The organism is Pseudomonas sp. URMO17WK12:I9, assembly GCF_900230165.1.
Taxonomy (GTDB): Bacteria; Pseudomonadota; Gammaproteobacteria; order Pseudomonadales; family Pseudomonadaceae; genus Aquipseudomonas; species Aquipseudomonas fulva.
Window position 1 is genome coordinate 34,561 of sequence record NZ_OCMQ01000003.1, and the last position, 16,425, is coordinate 50,985.

The 16,425-nt window shown below is 63.4% G+C and carries 12 protein-coding genes; 5 read left to right on the top strand and 7 right to left on the bottom strand.

The genetic code is table 11. The features are described 5' to 3' along the window. Window positions 1-185: 185 nt before the first annotated feature. Window positions 186-2,096, bottom strand: coding sequence for an AAA family ATPase (locus tag CRP40_RS07635; RefSeq protein ID WP_027916326.1), 1,911 nt, complete (start codon window positions 2,094-2,096; stop codon window positions 186-188). A 101-nt stretch (window positions 2,097-2,197) separates the two neighbouring features. Next, on the bottom strand, window positions 2,198-3,097 hold the full coding sequence (locus CRP40_RS07640) for a helix-turn-helix domain-containing protein (RefSeq protein WP_027916327.1): 900 nt from the start codon (window positions 3,095-3,097) through the stop codon (window positions 2,198-2,200). Window positions 3,098-3,258: 161 nt separating this feature from the next. Between CRP40_RS07640 and CRP40_RS07645 the strand changes: the two genes are divergently transcribed. The 4 genes from CRP40_RS07645 (at window position 3,259) to CRP40_RS07660 (ending at window position 9,122) form a co-directional block, all read left to right on the top strand. Next, window positions 3,259-4,617, top strand: a complete 1,359-nt coding sequence (locus CRP40_RS07645; RefSeq protein WP_027916328.1) for a glutamine synthetase family protein — start codon at window positions 3,259-3,261, stop codon at window positions 4,615-4,617. A 67-nt stretch (window positions 4,618-4,684) separates the two neighbouring features. Beyond that, complete coding sequence (locus CRP40_RS07650; protein ID WP_027916329.1) at window positions 4,685-5,773, top strand: polyamine ABC transporter substrate-binding protein; 1,089 nt, start codon at window positions 4,685-4,687, stop codon at window positions 5,771-5,773. Window positions 5,774-5,786: 13 nt separating this feature from the next. Beyond that, window positions 5,787-7,082: an FAD-binding oxidoreductase gene (locus CRP40_RS07655; RefSeq protein ID WP_027916330.1), complete on the top strand. Its 1,296-nt coding sequence runs from the start codon at window positions 5,787-5,789 to the stop codon at window positions 7,080-7,082. Between the two features lie 120 nt (window positions 7,083-7,202). After that, window positions 7,203-9,122 carry an acyltransferase family protein gene (locus tag CRP40_RS07660; protein WP_033695181.1) on the top strand — a complete coding sequence of 640 codons (1,920 nt, stop codon included), beginning with the start codon at window positions 7,203-7,205 and terminating at the stop codon, window positions 9,120-9,122. 12 nt (window positions 9,123-9,134) lie between these two features. Here the strand turns inward: CRP40_RS07660 and CRP40_RS07665 are convergent, their stop codons facing one another. Continuing rightward, on the bottom strand, window positions 9,135-10,511 hold the full coding sequence (locus CRP40_RS07665) for an L-serine ammonia-lyase (RefSeq protein ID WP_027916332.1): 1,377 nt from the start codon (window positions 10,509-10,511) through the stop codon (window positions 9,135-9,137). A gap of 146 nt (window positions 10,512-10,657) precedes the next feature. On the opposite strand from CRP40_RS07665, the gene CRP40_RS07670 reads away from it, so the two are divergent. Continuing rightward, complete coding sequence (locus tag CRP40_RS07670) at window positions 10,658-11,611, top strand: LysR substrate-binding domain-containing protein (protein WP_027916333.1); 954 nt, start codon at window positions 10,658-10,660, stop codon at window positions 11,609-11,611. Window positions 11,612-11,649: 38 nt separating this feature from the next. Here the strand turns inward: CRP40_RS07670 and CRP40_RS07675 are convergent, their stop codons facing one another. The 4 genes from CRP40_RS07675 to CRP40_RS07690 form a co-directional block, all read right to left on the bottom strand. Further along, window positions 11,650-13,071 (bottom strand): undecaprenyl-phosphate glucose phosphotransferase, encoded by a 1,422-nt coding sequence (locus tag CRP40_RS07675; RefSeq protein WP_027916334.1) that lies wholly within the window; start codon window positions 13,069-13,071, stop codon window positions 11,650-11,652. A 174-nt stretch (window positions 13,072-13,245) separates the two neighbouring features. Further along, the gene (locus CRP40_RS07680; protein ID WP_027916335.1) at window positions 13,246-14,004 is read right to left on the bottom strand and encodes a WecB/TagA/CpsF family glycosyltransferase; all 759 of its coding nucleotides are present in this window, start codon (window positions 14,002-14,004) and stop codon (window positions 13,246-13,248) included. Continuing rightward, window positions 14,004-15,191, bottom strand: a complete 1,188-nt coding sequence (locus CRP40_RS07685; RefSeq protein ID WP_027916336.1) for a glycosyltransferase family 2 protein — start codon at window positions 15,189-15,191, stop codon at window positions 14,004-14,006. The genes CRP40_RS07680 and CRP40_RS07685 overlap by 1 nt, the downstream gene beginning before the upstream one ends. Then, entirely contained in the window at window positions 15,188-16,390 is a 1,203-nt protein-coding gene (locus CRP40_RS07690) for a glycosyltransferase (protein ID WP_027916337.1), read from the bottom strand. The genes CRP40_RS07685 and CRP40_RS07690 overlap by 4 nt, the downstream gene beginning before the upstream one ends. Window positions 16,391-16,425 lie beyond the last annotated feature (35 nt).

The window sequence follows — 16,425 nt, forward strand, 5'->3', positions numbered from 1 at the left end:
TGGCGTTTTAGCTTCGCGTGTTACATCGCGCGAAGCCGCTGCGCGGCCCCCCGATCTAGAGTCAAAGCTGAATGCGGGGGCCTGGCGCTGCAGCACCTTTCAGGCAGGGGGGCCCCTGCCTGAAAGAACGAGCAGCGTTCAGCCGAGGTGCAATTGTTACCCACCCGGCTGACCCTCACTCTCCATCACCCCCGCCCCTGATCTTTCACCCAATCGAGCATCCCACCCGGCACGATCAGCTCATGTCGAGCCCTGGAACACGCCGTGTACAACCCTGCCAGCAACCGAGCGCGCTCGTTGCGATTGCCTGTCACCTGTTGCGGCACCATCAGCTCTGGCGACACCATCACCCGCGCGAACTCCATGTTTCTCACATCCCGAACCCGCCCCAGGAACAGCTTGGGCGCCTTGTCCCAGCGATAGCGGCTCTTGGCCTTGGCAAAGTGCTGCGCGGTATACCCCTTGCCCAGCATCGAAGCCACCGCGATGAACGCCTTGTCGTCCCCTTTGTGCTCGGCCAGCGCCTGCCAGCTGGCGTACCGGAACAGCATCGGGTGCCGGGGCCGGGTGCCGTGGCGGTACAGCTCGATGCAGTCTTCCACGAACAGCTCGAAGTCCTTGCGTGCCCCGTGCAGCATCACGAACGCAACCCCAAGGTGCGTCAGGCGCTGGAACCAACCGAACAGGCCCCACTCGTCCTCGACGATCAAGGCCGTTGGCTGCTCGGGCACGGTCACGCCGTCGAAGAAACTGACGCGCGTGTAATGCTCGGCACTGCCGCTGAACGCGGCCTGGATGGCCGCCGGGTGCGCCTGAATCAACGGGTTGAGCACATTGTCCATGGCCGGCCCGACCCGCAACGAATGGTCGATGTAGCGTTGACGAATGAACCCGCCGTGGTGGGCGCTCAGGCCATTGAGGTTCTGCAACTCGTCACCCAGCGCAATCACCGACTGCGGGCTGCGGTCGAGCACCTCGAGCATGGGCGCTGACAATTCGTGGGCTTCGTCCACGATGACATGGGTATAACGCGCATCGATCAGATAGCCGGTCAGGGCGAGCAATTTCACCCGGTGATAATCACGCAGCGGCAACTGAATTTCCCTGGCCGGGGGGCGGATCAGCGCCTGCCAGTAAAGGCGCGCCGTTTCGAGCAGCACTTGCTGGTCCAGCGGCGTGCTACCGGGCACGGACGACGGCAAGTGGTGCAAGCCAATCTGGGCGTCGCCAGTGTGGCAAAAGGCGCGCACCGCGCGTACGCACACACCCACCACGTCGACTGCCGACAGCGGTCCGACATCGGGCAAGCCGAGCCAGCGCACGATCTGCGACTCCTGCGGGCGCCAGGACTGCCGGGTGCGATACGGGTCACGCAGTCGCCAGCCGGTACGGGTCAGGTCGCGGTTCAAGAGCTCATCGGCCAGTTGCCCGAACGTCATGGCCGTGTAGGCCGCGGCATCCTTTACCCGCGCCTGCAGCGCGCGCAGTTGCCCTTCGGTCAAGGCCAGCAGCAAAGTGCGCTGCGGATCGAGCAACCTGGCGAACTGATGAATCAGAAAGGTCTTGCCGGTGCCCGCAAAGCCCTGCACCGCCACTGACTCGTCCACCCCGCTGAGAAACTCACGCAACAGGCGGTTCTGCTGGTCACTGAGCTTGAGGTCACTGGCAAGGGACGGCAGGTGCACGGCATGCAGGGGCGTGACGCGCTGGCGATACAGGTCGGCGAACTGGTAGTTCCACTGCCCCTGATCGTCCAGCAATTCATCCGGCGAATAGGCGACCTCAGGCGATAGCAACGCGACGCCATTCTCGCCCAGCATGCCCAGGCCCATGGCGAACGCTTCGCGGTCGAACTGCTGCTGTACCTGCGCCTGAAAGCGCCCGGGCGCTGCCTGCTCGACCTGCTGGGCAATGCGCAGCACCTCGGCGAAGCGCCGCTCCTGGGCGTCGGCTGTGAGCGGCCTGGGTTGACGGGCCAGGTGCTGGACGAACAGCACGGCAGCCGCTTGCAGCACATCGGCAGCGGCCAGTGTATCGGCGCACGTGCCGCCGGCAAGGTTGTCGGCCTGGTCACTGGGCAAAGGCAGGTAGAACATCGGCACCTCAGGCGTTTATCAGGGCGGCACGATAGCAACTTTATCGCCCTGATGCAGGCACCAAACACCTAGGAGTTGTCATGCCGCAACTTGAGGGCTGCTCAAGCCTTGGCACGCCGTAACGTGTCACTGGGAAGTTCCTTGAACAAATGCCTGTAACTGTTTGAAAACCTTCCTAAATGCCAGAACGACCATTGCATCGCCACCTCGGCCACCGTGCCGCCGGCCCCATTCAACAAATCGCGCCGGGCGCCGTTCAGGCGTCTTAACCGCAACCACTGCGCAGGGGGCATCCCTGTGAAGGCTTTGAACGCCTGCTGCAACTGGCGTAGCGAAACGCCCGCAACGCTCGCCAGTTCGACCAGGTTAAGCGTCTGTTCGGGACAATCGGCGGCCCATTCACTGACACGGCGCATGATGGCCCGCGCCTCAACCTGTTGCCCCAGTGCCACGCCTTGCAGCCGCTGGCAGGCAGTGTCCAGAATGAACAGGCAATCGTGCAGCAGCTGCTCGGCCAGGGCTTGCCCCTGCACACGGCCCTGGGATTGCCCCAAGTGGGTCAGGGTGGCGCTCAGCCAACTGCCGAACAACGCCGTTTGCCCGCTGCCCAGCGGCACCATGAACAAGCCCTGAAGGCGTTCCAGGTCCAGCCCATGGCTGAGCAGGAAGGCCTGCTCGAACACCACGGCCACTTCCTGATAGTGCTCGGGGGTGATCCAGATGTTGCGGGTATGCTCATTGAGCAGGTACAGGTTGTTCTCGCTTCGGTCGAAGCAGAAGGTCAACGAGCCCTGCGGAGGCCGAAAGAATTGTTCCACGCGGGTGTTGAGACGTTCTTCGTACACCTGCAGCCCCTCCAGGCCCAGGCAGCGGAGCTCGCCGCTGAAATGACCCGGCGACATCTGCCGATAGTGCTGCTGCCACCCAGGTGTGACGCGGACCTGCTCGGTCACATCGTGAGTGTGGTAAGCCTGGACTTGCAAGGCATCTGCGGTATTCACGCGACATCCTTTGTGCACTCTTATGGTGCATTCAACAGCGTAGAAAGTGGATAGATCGTAGCCGGGACTGCGACCAAGATAGTCGCCAGCGCGTCGACTGGGAAGCCAATGGCTGTTCACCTGTAATGCCGCGCACTCACCGATAACCTCAAGAGGTCCGTATGAACGCCCCCTTCGATCAGTTGTCCGCCTGGCTGAAAGAGCACCGCATCACCGAGGTCGAATGCGTCATCAGCGACTTGACCGGCATCGCCCGCGGCAAGATCGCCCCTACTGCCAAGTTCCTGCACGAACGCGGCATGCGCCTGCCCGAGAGCGTGCTGTTACAGACCGTCACCGGCGACTACGTCGACGACGATATCTACTACAGCCTGCTCGATGCGGCCGACATCGACATGATCTGCCGGCCTGACCCCAGCGCGGTGTATCAAATCCCCTGGGCTATCGAGCCGACCGCCATCGTGATCCATGACACCTTCGACAAACAGGGCAACCCGATCGAGCTGTCACCTAGAAACGTTCTCAAGAAAGTGCTGCAACTGTATGCCGATAAAGGCTGGCAACCCATCGTGGCTCCGGAGATGGAGTTCTACTTGACCCAGCGCTGCGAAGACCCCGATCTGCCATTGCAGGTGCCGCTGGGACGCTCCGGGCGTGCCGAGAGTGGGCGCCAATCGTTCTCCATCGACGCTGCCAACGAGTTCGACCCGTTGTTCGAGGATGTCTATGACTGGTGCGAGCTGCAGGGGCTGGACCTGGACACCCTGATCCACGAAGACGGCCCGGCGCAGATGGAAATCAATTTCCGTCACGGTGACGCGCTTGACCTGGCCGACCAGATCACCGTATTCAAGCGCACCATGCGCGAAGCGGCCCTCAAGCACAACGTGGCGGCCACGTTCATGGCCAAGCCCATCACCGATGAACCGGGTAGCGCCATGCACCTGCACCAAAGCGTGCTCGACGTGGCCACGGGCAAGCCGGTGTTCGCCAACGATGACGGGAGCATGAGCCAGTTGTTCCTGCACCACATCGGCGGCCTGCAACGGTACATACCCAAGTTGCTGCCGATGTTCGCCCCCAACGTCAACTCGTTCCGCCGGTTCCTGCCGGACACCTCCGCCCCGGTCAACGTCGAGTGGGGCGAGGAAAACCGCACCGCAGGCCTGCGCGTACCCACCTCCACGCCCGAGTCGATGCGCGTGGAAAACCGCTTGCCGGGCGCAGACGCCAACCCTTACCTGGCCATCGCCGCCAGCCTGCTGTGCGGCTACCTGGGCATGGTCGAGCAGATAGACCCCAGCGCCCCGGTCCAGGGCCGGGCCTACGAACGGCGCAACCTGCGCCTGCCGATCACCATCGAGGATGCGCTGCAGCACATGGAAGATTGCCAGACCGTGCAACGGTACCTGGGCAAGTCCTTCGTGCAAGGCTACGTGGCGGTCAAGCGCGCCGAGCATGAGAACTACAAGCGCGTCATCAGCTCATGGGAGCGTGAGTTCCTGATGCTGAGCGTCTGACCCTGCAGGGGCCGCAGCGCGGCCCTTCCATACCGCACACCCACAACAATGCCAACGAGGTGTCGTCATGCATTACCTGAAAGCCCTGATCCCTTCTGCATTCACCCTGTTGTTCGCGGCCACCAGCCAGGCGGCGCCGACGGTGAGCGTGTACAACTGGACCGACTATATCGGTGACACGACGCTGGCGGACTTCCAGGCCAGCACCGGTATCAAGGTGGTGTACGACGTGTTCGACTCCAACGAGACCCTCGAAGGCAAGCTGCTGGCCGGTCGCACCGGCTATGACGTGGTGGTCCCGTCCAACCACTTCCTGGCCCGTCAGGCCCAGGCGGGCGCTTTCCTGCCGCTTGATCGCAGCAAGCTGACCAACTGGCAGCACCTGGACCCCAAATTGCTCAAATTGCTGGAGCAGAACGATCCCGGTAACCGCTATGCAGTGCCCTACCTGTGGGGGACCAACGGCATCGGCTACAACGTGGACAAGGTCAAGGCAGCATTGGGCATCGATCGAGTGGACTCCTGGGCGGTGCTGTTCGAGCCCGAAAACCTCAAGAAACTCAAGCAGTGCGGCGTGGCCTTCATGGATTCTCCCGACGAATTGTTCCCAGCCATGCTCAACTACCTGGGCATGGACCCGCGCAGCGAAAACGCAGCGGACTATCCCAAGGCCGAGGCGCGCCTGCTGGCCCTGCGGCCCTATATCACGTACTTCCACTCCTCCAAATACGTATCGGACCTGGCCAACGGCAACATCTGCATCGCGTTTGGCTATTCGGGCGATGTGTTCCAGGCGGCCAACCGCGCGGCGGACGCCAAAAATGGCGTGAAGATCGCCTACAGCATCCCCAAGGAGGGCAGCAACCTGTGGTTCGACCTGCTGGCCATCCCCAAGGATGCCAACAACCCCGAGCAGGCCCTGGCCTTCATCAACTACCTGCTCGACCCACAGGTCATCGCCAAGGTGAGCGCGACGGTCGGTTATGCCAATGCCAACCCCGACGCCAAGGCATTCATGGACCCGGCGCTGGTGAACAACCCCGAGGTCTACCCACCTCAGGAGGTGCTGGACAAGCTGTACATTTCCACGACACAGAGTCCGAAGATCATGCGCCTGATGACGCGCTCCTGGACCAAGATCAAGTCCAATCGCTGAGTGAGCACGCCCGATGACTTTACCTGCCGAACATGCCGCGTCCTACTATGCGGCCACTGCCCGTGATACCACCCGCTACCCGCACCTGGAGGGCGACATCGATGCCGATGTGTGCGTCGTCGGCGGTGGCCTGACAGGGGTCAACACTGCGCTGGAACTCGCCGAGCACGGCCTGTCGGTGGTGCTGCTCGAAGGCCGGCGCGTGGGCTGGGGTGCCAGCGGGCGCAACGGCGGCCAGCTGATCCGTGGCATCGGCCACGACGTCAACGGCTTCGCCCGGTACGTGGGCGAGGACGGCGTGCGGTATCTGAAGCAGGCAGGCATCGACTCGGTCACCCTGGTGGCTGAGCGGATCGCCCGCCATGGCATAGAATGCGACCTGCGCTGGGGCTTCTGCGAGCTGGCCAATACCCCCGCCCAGTTCGCTGCCTTTGGCGCCGAACAGCAGGAGCTGGCGGCGCTGGGATACCAGCCGCACACCTACCGGGTGCCGGCAGAGCGGCTGCGCGAGGTGGTGGGCAGCGACCGCTACGCAGGCGGCATGGTGGACATGGGCTCAGGGCACCTACATCCCCTGGATCTGGTGCAGGGCGAAGCTCGAGCGGCGCAGTCCCTGGGGGTGCAGATCTTTGAACAGAGCCCCGTACTTCGCATCGACCACGGCTCCACGGTAACGGTGCACACCGCACACGGCAAAGTGCGCGCTGCCAGCCTGGTACTCGGTTGCAATGCCCACCTTGAGGGCCTGGAACCCAGACTCAGCGGCAAGGTGCTGCCGGCGGGCAGCTACGTGGTCGCAACCGAACCACTGGAGGAAGCGGTCGCGAAGTCGCTCATCCCCCAGAACATGGCCTTGTGTGATCAAAAAGTGGGCCTGGACTACTATCGGCTGACCGCCGACAGGCGCTTGCTGTTCGGCGGTGCCTGCCACTACTCCGGGCGCGATCCTCGCGACATCGCCGCGTACATGCGGCCCAAGGTACAGCGGGTGTTCCCGCAGTTGGGCGAAGTGCGCATCGACTACCAATGGGGCGGCATGATCGGCATCACTGCCAACCGCTTCCCGCAGGTCGGACGACTACGTGATCACCCCAACGTCTACTATGCCCAAGGTTATTCGGGCCATGGGCTGAACGTCACACACTGGACGGCCAGGCTGCTCGCCCAAAGCATCGCGCTGGGGCAAAGCAAGGGGCTGGATGTGTTCAGCGCCGTGCCGCACCTCACGTTCCCCGGCGGCAGAGCGTTGCGCTCACCTCTGCTGGCCCTTGGCATGTTGTGGTACCGGCTGCGCGAGGCCTTGGGGTGAAGACGTTCAGGTATAGGCCAAGGGCCATGTGGTAGTCTGCGCCCCTTGAAATGCACGGTCACGCCGACCCTGCCAAAAGGAAGCGGGCCACCAGGCCCAGGCCAGATCAGGACCCCTCCCATGCTGTTCCACAAGAACATCAACGCCTTGCGTGCGTTGGCTGTCGTATCGGTCGTGCTGTACCACTTCAAGATCCCGGGGTTCTCGGCCGGGTTTCTCGGCGTGGATGTGTTCTTCGTGATTTCGGGCTACCTGATGACGCGGATCATCGTGAGCGGCCTGCACAAACAGCAGTTCTCGCTGATCGGCTTCTACGCGGCCAGGGCCAGGCGAATCATTCCGGCCCTGCTGGGGTTGTGCATCGCCCTGGCAGTGTTCGGGTATTTTTTCCTGGCAACGGACGACTACCGGGAATTGCTGCGCACCAGCAAGCAAAGCCTGCTGTTCACGTCCAACCATTATTTCGCCCGTGACGGCAGTTATTTCGACGCACCGCTTCAGGAAAACTGGCTGCTGCACACCTGGTCGCTGTCGGTGGAGTGGCAGTTCTACCTGATTTACCCAGTGATCATGATGGGCCTGCACAAGGTGTTTGCACTGCCAACCTTCAAGCGCCTTGTGTTGGCGCTTGGTGTCGGTTCCCTGGTGTTCTCGGCGCTCTACACCCCAGGCCATCCGGTCGCATCGTTCTTCCTGCTGCCCACCCGGGCCTGGGAAATGCTCGCTGGGGGGCTGGTGTTTTTGTATCCGCTCGCGCTTTCGCCCAGGGCCGCGGCACTGTGCGAAGGCCTGGGCCTTGCGCTGATTGCAGGCGCCCTGGCACTGCTGCCCCACGATGCTACTTGGCCGGGTTACCTGGCGCTGGTGCCGGTGATCGGCACCGTGCTGGTGATCCACGCCAATGCCAACAGCCTGTTCGCACGCAACCGGGCGCTGGCATTTCTGGGCAAGACGTCGTATTCGATCTACCTGTGGCACTGGCCTTTGGTGGTATTGCTCTATACCTGCGGGCTACTACACGACTGGCGCGCGGTGACCTGTGCGGTGCTGTTGTCGGTTGCGCTGGGCGCGGCATCCTATGGGTTGATCGAAAGCAGGACACGCGCCCTGAAGCGCCCGGTACTGGGCCTTGTCCGCTACGCGGGCATGGGCCTGGTGTGGGTGGCAACGGCCGGGGCCGTGGCCTCGGCGATCAAGCACAACCCGCAACTGCGCTGGACCCAGGATGACGGCAAGCCAGAATACGAAAGCAAGCTGTACGCACAGCACTGCGACACCAACGCGTACGGGGCCTCGCAGTGCGTGTTGGGCACCGGCGACATCTCGGCCCTTTTGCTGGGCGACAGTCATGCCCAGTCAACCGCTGCGGCCTTGATGCTGGAAAACCGCGGCGCGGCCATGGGCTGGGCCCGGGCCGGCTGCCCTACCCTGATCGACTTCGAAATGGGCGACAAGGACGTCGAGCAGCACTGCAAAGCTTTCAACGCCGACAAGTTCGCCAAACTGGCTACGGACTACCCCGGCGTCCCCCTATTCCTGTTCAGCCGGGCAGCGCTGTATACCGACCAGCGTCGGCACAGTGGCTACAGCGTCTATTTCAACGGCGACAAGCACCAAAGCGGCCCGGCATTCGAACGGCAGTTCATCCAGACCTACACCCAAACGGTCTGCATGCTGGCACGCAATCGCCCGTTGTATATCGTCAAGCCAGTGCCGGAAATGCCTTTCAGCGTCTACAAGGGCCTGACCCTGCAGCATCGGCTACTGGGCATGAACAGCGACATCGTTACGCCTGTCAGCGAGTACCAGGCCCGCAACCGCCTGGCCCTGGAAGCCATCGAGACTGCGGCCGAGCGCTGCCACGCAGGTATCGTCGACCCGGTGCCCTACCTGTGTCCGGACGGCAGGTGCATGGGTTCCAAGGACGGGAGGCCGCTGTATTTCGATGACAACCACTTGATCGACGCGGGCAACGAACAACTCAAGGGCCTATTCAAGCAGGCCCTGCACAGCAGCACGGGTTCGACTGCCGTGCGCTGAAGCGCAGGGTGCTCAACACTCGACGAACGCAACGGCCAAGCCGCCGCGAGAGGTTTCCTTGTAGTTGGCGTGCATGTCCGCCCCGGTGTCGCGCATGGTGCGGATGACGCGGTCCAGGGAAATGAAGTGCTCTCCATCACCGCGCAGCGCCATCTGCACGGCATTGATCGCCTTGACCGCGGCGATGGCATTGCGCTCGATGCAAGGTACCTGTACCAGGCCGCCGACCGGGTCACAGGTCAGGCCCAGGTTGTGCTCCAGGGCGATTTCAGCGGCGTTTTCCAGTTGCGCCGGTGTCGCGCCCAGCAGCTGCGCCAGGCCTGCGGCTGCCATCGAGCACGCCGAGCCCACCTCGCCCTGGCAGCCCACCTCGGCGCCGGAAATCGACGCGTTCTTCTTGCACAGGATGCCCACCGCCGCAGCCGCCAGGAGGAAATCCACCACGTCGTCATCGCAGGCGCCGGGGTTGAATTTCATGAAGTAGTGCAACACGGCCGGGATGATGCCGGCTGCGCCATTGGTGGGTGCGGTGACCATGCGACCACCGGCGGCATTCTCTTCATTGACAGCCAGGGCGAACAGGTTGACCCACTCCATGGCGCTCAAGGTAGAACCGATGACATTGGGCTTGCCCAGCTCTTGCAAGCTGCGGTGCAACTTGGCCGCCCGGCGCTTGACCTGCAAGCCGCCTGGCAATACGCCCTCGTTGCGCAGCCCATTGTCGACGCACTCGCGCATGGCAGCCCAGATGCGCAGCAGCCCGTCCCGCACCTGCGCTTCGGGTCGCCAGGCGCATTCGTTGGCCATCATCAACTGGGCCACGCTCAGGCCATGCTGGCCGCACAGCGCCAGCAGCTCGGCTGCGCTGTCGAACTCGTAGGGCAGCGTGACGGTTGGCGCCAGCCCCACGGGCGCGGTCAGCTCGGCCTCCTCGACAATGAAGCCGCCGCCCACCGAATAGTAGGTCTGGTGCAGCAGGCTGGTCTGCGTGTCGAACGCCTCCAGGCGCATGGCGTTGGGGTGATAAGGCAGGTTTTCATCGAGCAACAGCAGGTCGCGGGCGTAGTCGAACGCCACGGGATGGCTGCCGTCGACCATCAGGCAGTGCTCCTGCAGTACCTGGCCGATGCGCGAGTCGATGCTGGCAGGATCGATGCGGTCCGGCCACTGTCCCATCAGGCCCAGAAGGCAGGCCCGGTCGGTCGCATGGCCCACGCCAGTGGCCGAGAGCGAGCCGTACAGGCGTACTTCGACACGCTGGGTGCTTCGGAGCAGGCCCTGCTCGCGCAGCGCTTGGGCAAATGTGGCGGCGGCACGCATCGGTCCAACCGTGTGCGAACTGGAGGGGCCGATACCTATCTTGAAAAGGTCGAAAACACTGATAGCCATGCTAATACCTGACGGGCGGTTGCTGCTGCCAAAACACCCAACGCTTGGAAACCTAGGGCGCACAGGCCCGTTTCGCGAGATACTGCGCGCCTGTGCTACAAATGACCAACGAAACTTCCTAAGCCAGCCTTTAGCAGGACTAAACCATGAGACGTCAACTGACAGGGCAATCCTTCGTCTGGCTGCACGTGTTCGCCTGTGCTGCCCGCCACCTGTCGTTCACCCGCTGCGCCGAAGAGCTGCATATCACCCCAGGGGCCGTGAGCCAGCAGATGCGCCAGCTGGAGGAACGGCTGGGTTATCGGCTGTTCCTGCGCCGCGCCCGTGGCGTGGAACTGAGTGCCGAAGGCCAGCGCCTGGCGCAGACGGTGGCCGATGCCTATGGCAGCATCGAGGCCGAACTGCTGCGTCTGGATGCAGGTGAAATTCGCGGCACCGTACGGGTGCGCTCGATCCCATCGTTTCTGGCCAAATGGCTGACGCCGCGGCTGTCACGTTTCCAGCAGCGCTATCCCGACATCGAGCTGCGCCTAGTGGCCGAGGACAGCGCACAGGCACTGACGCCTGGGGATTTCGACCTTGCGATCGACCTGAATGACGGCAGCTACCCGGGCATGCTGTCGACGCCGCTGCTGGCCGAGCAGATCTTCCCGGTCTGCTCCCCGGCCCTGCTGCGTGGGCGCCCCCCGCTGCACGGGCCAGCGGACCTGGTGCACTACCCGTTGCTGCACGACATCACGGCGTGGCGAGGCAGCTCGGAATATGCCGAATGGGAGTTCTACCTGGAGGGCATCGGCGCGTCGGCGCAACCCGTTCGGCGTGGCCACACCTTCAACCGCAACCACTTGACCATCGAGGCGGCCATTGCGGGCCTTGGCGTGGCCATTGCCCGGCGTACTCTGCTCAACGACGAACTGGAGCGCGGCGCGCTGATCGTGCCATTCGGGGTCGCCATCCCCAACCACAAGCGCTACGTGGTGCACTACCCACCCGGCGGGTTGAACCAGCCCGGCGCGCGTGCGGTACACGACTGGCTGGTGGCAGAAGCGCAAGCATTTCGTGAATTGCATCCTCTGTCTGGCGCACCGCAAGACCTCTAGCGCAGAGCACCGGGGATGCTTGGAAGCGGTTAGGGTCGCTAATACGCCTGCTTGCCGGTAAAAGCGTTGAGGGTGCGCACCAGGATCACGAAATCCAGCCACAGGGACCAGTTGTTGATGTACTCGATGTCCGAATCGACGCGCTGGATCATCTGCTCGATGTCCTTGGTTTCACCCCTGAAGCCTCGCACCTGGGCAAGGCCGGTCATGCCCGGCTTGATGTTGTGGCGCGCAAAATAGTCGACGATGTCCTGGGAGTACAACGTGTCATGCTGCAACGCATGGGGCCTGGGGCCAACCAGTGACATCTCGCCCGTCAGCACGTTGAACAACTGTGGCAGCTCATCGAGGCTGGTGCGCCTGATGAACGCGCCGACCCGGGTCAAGCGCGGGTCGTTCTTCTGCGCCTGCTTGATCTGCCCGGCTTCGGGCTGGTGAACATGCATGCTGCGAAACTTCCAGATCCGAAACGACTCCCCGGTCCAGCCCGTGCGTTCCTGCCGGAAGAACACCGGGCCTGGGCTGTCGAGCTTGATTGCCAGGGCCACGGCCAGTAACACGGGCGATGCACACAGCAGAATCAGTGCCGCCAGGATGCGATCCTCGAGGTTCTTCAGGAACAGGCTCATGCCAGTCAAAGGGGTTTCGGACAAGGTCAGAACGGGAATGCCGGCGATTTCGCGCACGCTGTGATTGATCAGGCGCAGGGAGAAAATGTCGGGCACCCAGTTGACCGCGATGCACTTGTCGAGCAATTTGAAATAGACGTCGCTGATGACTTGCGAGCCTCCAAGGGGCGTTACCAGGTAGACCGTGCGAATGCCATGCTGGGCGACGATGCCGTCCAGATCACCGATATGCCCGAGCACCGGCAGGCGCTGCTTGCCTTGCTCAACGTCGTCGCCATGCGGCGCGGCCTCTGCGGTCAACACGCAGCCCACCACCCGTTCCCCGAACCAGGGGTTGCTGCTGATTTTCTGATAGAGAAAATTGGCCAGGTCCCCGTCGCCGATGATCAGGGCGTTCTCCAGGCGAGCGTGGGCGGTAAAGCGTTTTTGCAGTTCACGCACGGCAAAATGCAGGAACAGCTGGGCGATGTAGCCGATGACGAACAATTCCACCACCAGCAACCGTGAGTAGGTTTCGCTCTGCTTGGTCAGAAAGGCCATGACCACCAGGAAGCAGAACGTCGCTGACCACGCCTTGAACAGCCGGAACGCCTTGATCGACAGCCCGACGTTGGTGCGATAGATGGCGTAGTGATCGTAAATGACCGCCAGCGCCCCGATCAGCAGCAACAGCATGATGACGTAGTCGGATGTGATGTAGCCGAACTGGTCGTAGATCAGGTACCAGGCGATGCCGGTCACCGCTACGCCATCCAGACCGGCTTGCACGGCGTTGCTGACACTGCTTCTGCGCTGAAGCAAAGACCGGCTGCTTCGGGGTTCGAACACCATTTCAGACCTCATCGATGGGTGCATGGCCAGGGCCTGTGATCGCCCCTTGATACTGAAGAACAGCGTTGGCGAAGCCGGTAAAGCAGCAGGCGCGCTCGGATGTGTGTAGCCGTGATATCACTGTAGCAGCCCGTCCTTGGGTGCGCGGTGCCTTTGGGCGACCGCGCCATGTCGTCAGCCGCCAGGGTGCGGCGCTCGCTCTGCCTGGGCGAACCGCCGCGCGCGTGACAGAAATAGCGGATTGCCAACCACGTAGCGCATGAACAGCCGCCGTGGCTCGCACAACAGGCGGTACAACCATTCCGCACCCAGGCGCCTGATCCAGGCCGGTGCGCGATGGACCTTGCCGCCCATGAAATCCAGCACGGCGCCGCCGCAAACGATCGTGCACGCGAGGCCGGTGCGTTTGAGCGCAGCCGCCACCGCCTCCTGCTTGGGCATGCCCATGCCCAGCACGATGAGATCCGGCCGGTGCTTGGTCGCCAGGCGCAGGTAGGTCGGCACGTCGGCGAAGCCGTCATGCACCGAAACCGGCGTGACGCCATAGGTGGCAACGCAGCACTGAACAGCCTGCTCCAGGAAGGGCTGGCGGGTGCCCCAGAAGGCCACGCGGCGCCCACCATAGGCGTGCACCAACCGAGGAATGAAATCGGTCCCATTCATGTTCAACCCTGGCGCCAACCCAAGCTGCCGGTACAGCATCGCCATGCCCGAGCCATCGCGCAGCAGCACATCGGCCCCCAGCAGCGCCTCACCATAGGCGTCATCGCTAACGATCAGGTTCATGGCATGGGCATTGACGAAGCCCAGCACGGTCGGGGCTACAGGGGCAGCCAAGCCTTGCAGCAGGCGCTCGGCAGCCTCGTCGTCCTGGATCACCTGCAACTGGTCGATGACCGCGTGCCATCGTGCTCGCCACTGCTCACCGGCCATCAATCCTCCTCCCGGCGGGAGCGCACCCACTCCACCTGGCGTTTGATCAGAAAACCCACGTACACCGGGACCTTGCGCAAGGCGTAGAACGGCGCGTAAAGCAGCACCGAGAACGGAATCACGTCGCGGCAGAACCGCGCCCAGGCCAGCAGCACCGCAAGCGCCAGTAACAGCAACGCACTTAGCGCCATCCAGGCAGGTATCGCAATGCCTGCCACGGCGTAGGCCAACCAGGTAAGGGCGTTGAGCCCCAACAGCATCAGGACCAGCAAGGCCAGCGGAGGCACCAGCACGTCCAGCGTCAAACCGGCCAAGGCCAGGTTGCGCTGGCGCACGGCAGCCCAGGCGCGACGGGGCGCATCGGCCAGCATCAGCCCCAGGTGCCCGTGCTCCCAACGCGTGCGTTGGCTGTTCAGGCCCTGCTCGCTGGTCGGGAACTGACTGGTGACCAGCGCCTGCGGGCAGAACAATGGCGGCGTGCCACGCTGGCAGAGGTCCAGGCCCAACTTCACATCTTCGACCAGATGCCCGTTGGCCAAGTCCACGGCGGCCAAATCCTGCCAAGGGAACGCCATGCCTGAGCCCATCAACTGGCACGGCAGGCCCACCCGTGCCCAGCCACGGGGCCGGACCAGGTTCTTGACCCGCCAGGCGAACTCGGCCACCTGCACCTTGAGACCGGCACCAGCCGGCGCCTTCATGAGGTACAGCGCCTGCACGGGTCGGCCGCTCTGTGCGCAGCGACGGGCCAACTGCTCGAGCGCACCTTTCTCTGCACGGCAATCGGCATCGACGATGATCACCACCTGGCGTGGGTCGGCGGCCAGGTGACGCATGCCGAAGTCCAGCGCATAGCCTTTGCCCCGGCGCAAGGCATCCTGACGCACGACCACCTCGGCGCCGCCCTCCTCGGCCCGCCGCGCCGTGTCGTCGCTGCAGTTGTCGGCCACAACCAGCAGGCGGTCACCGGCTTGCAGTTGCGGCACGAGGCTCGCGAGCGTTGCGCCGATGATGCTCGCCTCGTCATGGGCCGGCACCAGCACGGCCACCTGCGGGCGCGTCCAGGCAGCGGCGGGTTGTGCACGAGCGGGCAGGTACGCCAGCAACACCTGCCCCAGCAGTACCAGCACCGGAACCGATACCAGGAACGCCAGTGCCCCCAGCAAGAACGTCAATACAGTGATCATGCCGTTGCCTTGAAATACTCGGCCAACCGGGCCGCCTCAGTGTCGACATCATGCCGTTCCAATACCCGAGCATGGCCGGCTGCGCCCATGCGCTGCAGCGCCTCGACGGGCTGCTGGAGGCACTCGGCGATGGCTTCGGTCAATTGTTCGACGTCGCCCGCCGGCACCAGCCAGCCGTTCTCGCCGGGGCGCACCAGCTCGGGGATACCTGCCACGTAGGTGCTCAGCACTGGACGGCGCAGCGCCATGGCTTCCATCAAGACCACGGGTAGCCCTTCGGCAAAACTGGGCAGCACCAGGGCACGCGCCGCCAGGATGTGCTCACGCACTTGCGCACTGCCAATCCAGCCAGTGATGCGCACCTGGTGCTGCAAGCCATGATGGGCGATCAACCGTTCTATCTCCCCACGCAGCTCGCCATCACCGGCCAGCACCAGTTCGAAGGCGATGGCACGTGCCGCCAACCGGGAGGCAGCTTCGAGCAACAGCAACTGGCCTTTCTGCTCGCACAGGCGACCCACGCAAACCAGTCTCGGCGCCTGGGGTATCGCCACGCTAGGCACTTCATGAAACGCACGCTCCAGACCGCAATGCACCACCTTGACCTTTGGCCAGTGGGCATGCGCCACCCAGCGATACAGTTGACTGCGTCCGTAGGCACTGACCGCTGCCACGAAAGCGGCTCGGTCGACCTTTTCGCCCAGGTGCAGGAACTGCGGTTTGTCGAACTCCTCCGGTCCGTGAACAGTGAAGCTGAAAGGCGGCCCACCCAGTGCATGGACGAGCATGACGACCTCAGCGGAGTTGGTGCCAAAGTGGGCATGGACGTGGGAGGCCCCGCTTTGCTGCAGCCAGAGCAGTACCTGACAGGCTTCGGCCAGGTACACCAAATGATACGGCCAGGCGCGGTCCGCCCTGTATCCCATGCGCAAGGCCAGGTTCAGGGTGTGCAGGAACCGCCGTGGCTGTGCCCGCAGCACGTGCCAGAGGGGTTTGAGCAAACCCGACAGCCCTTGCTGCAGCACATAAACCGTTTTGGCTTTCTCGCAGGCGTCCTCGGGATCCTGCACCTCGGCGTCCCATCCGCGCAGGGCAATGCGCTGTACCGTAATGCCCAGGCGTTCAAGCGCCAGGATTTCGCGCCGTATGAAACTGTGACTCACTTTCGGGTACTGATTGACGAAGTAAGCAATACGCATACAAATCCAGATCCAAACCCGCTTGATGACCCCCC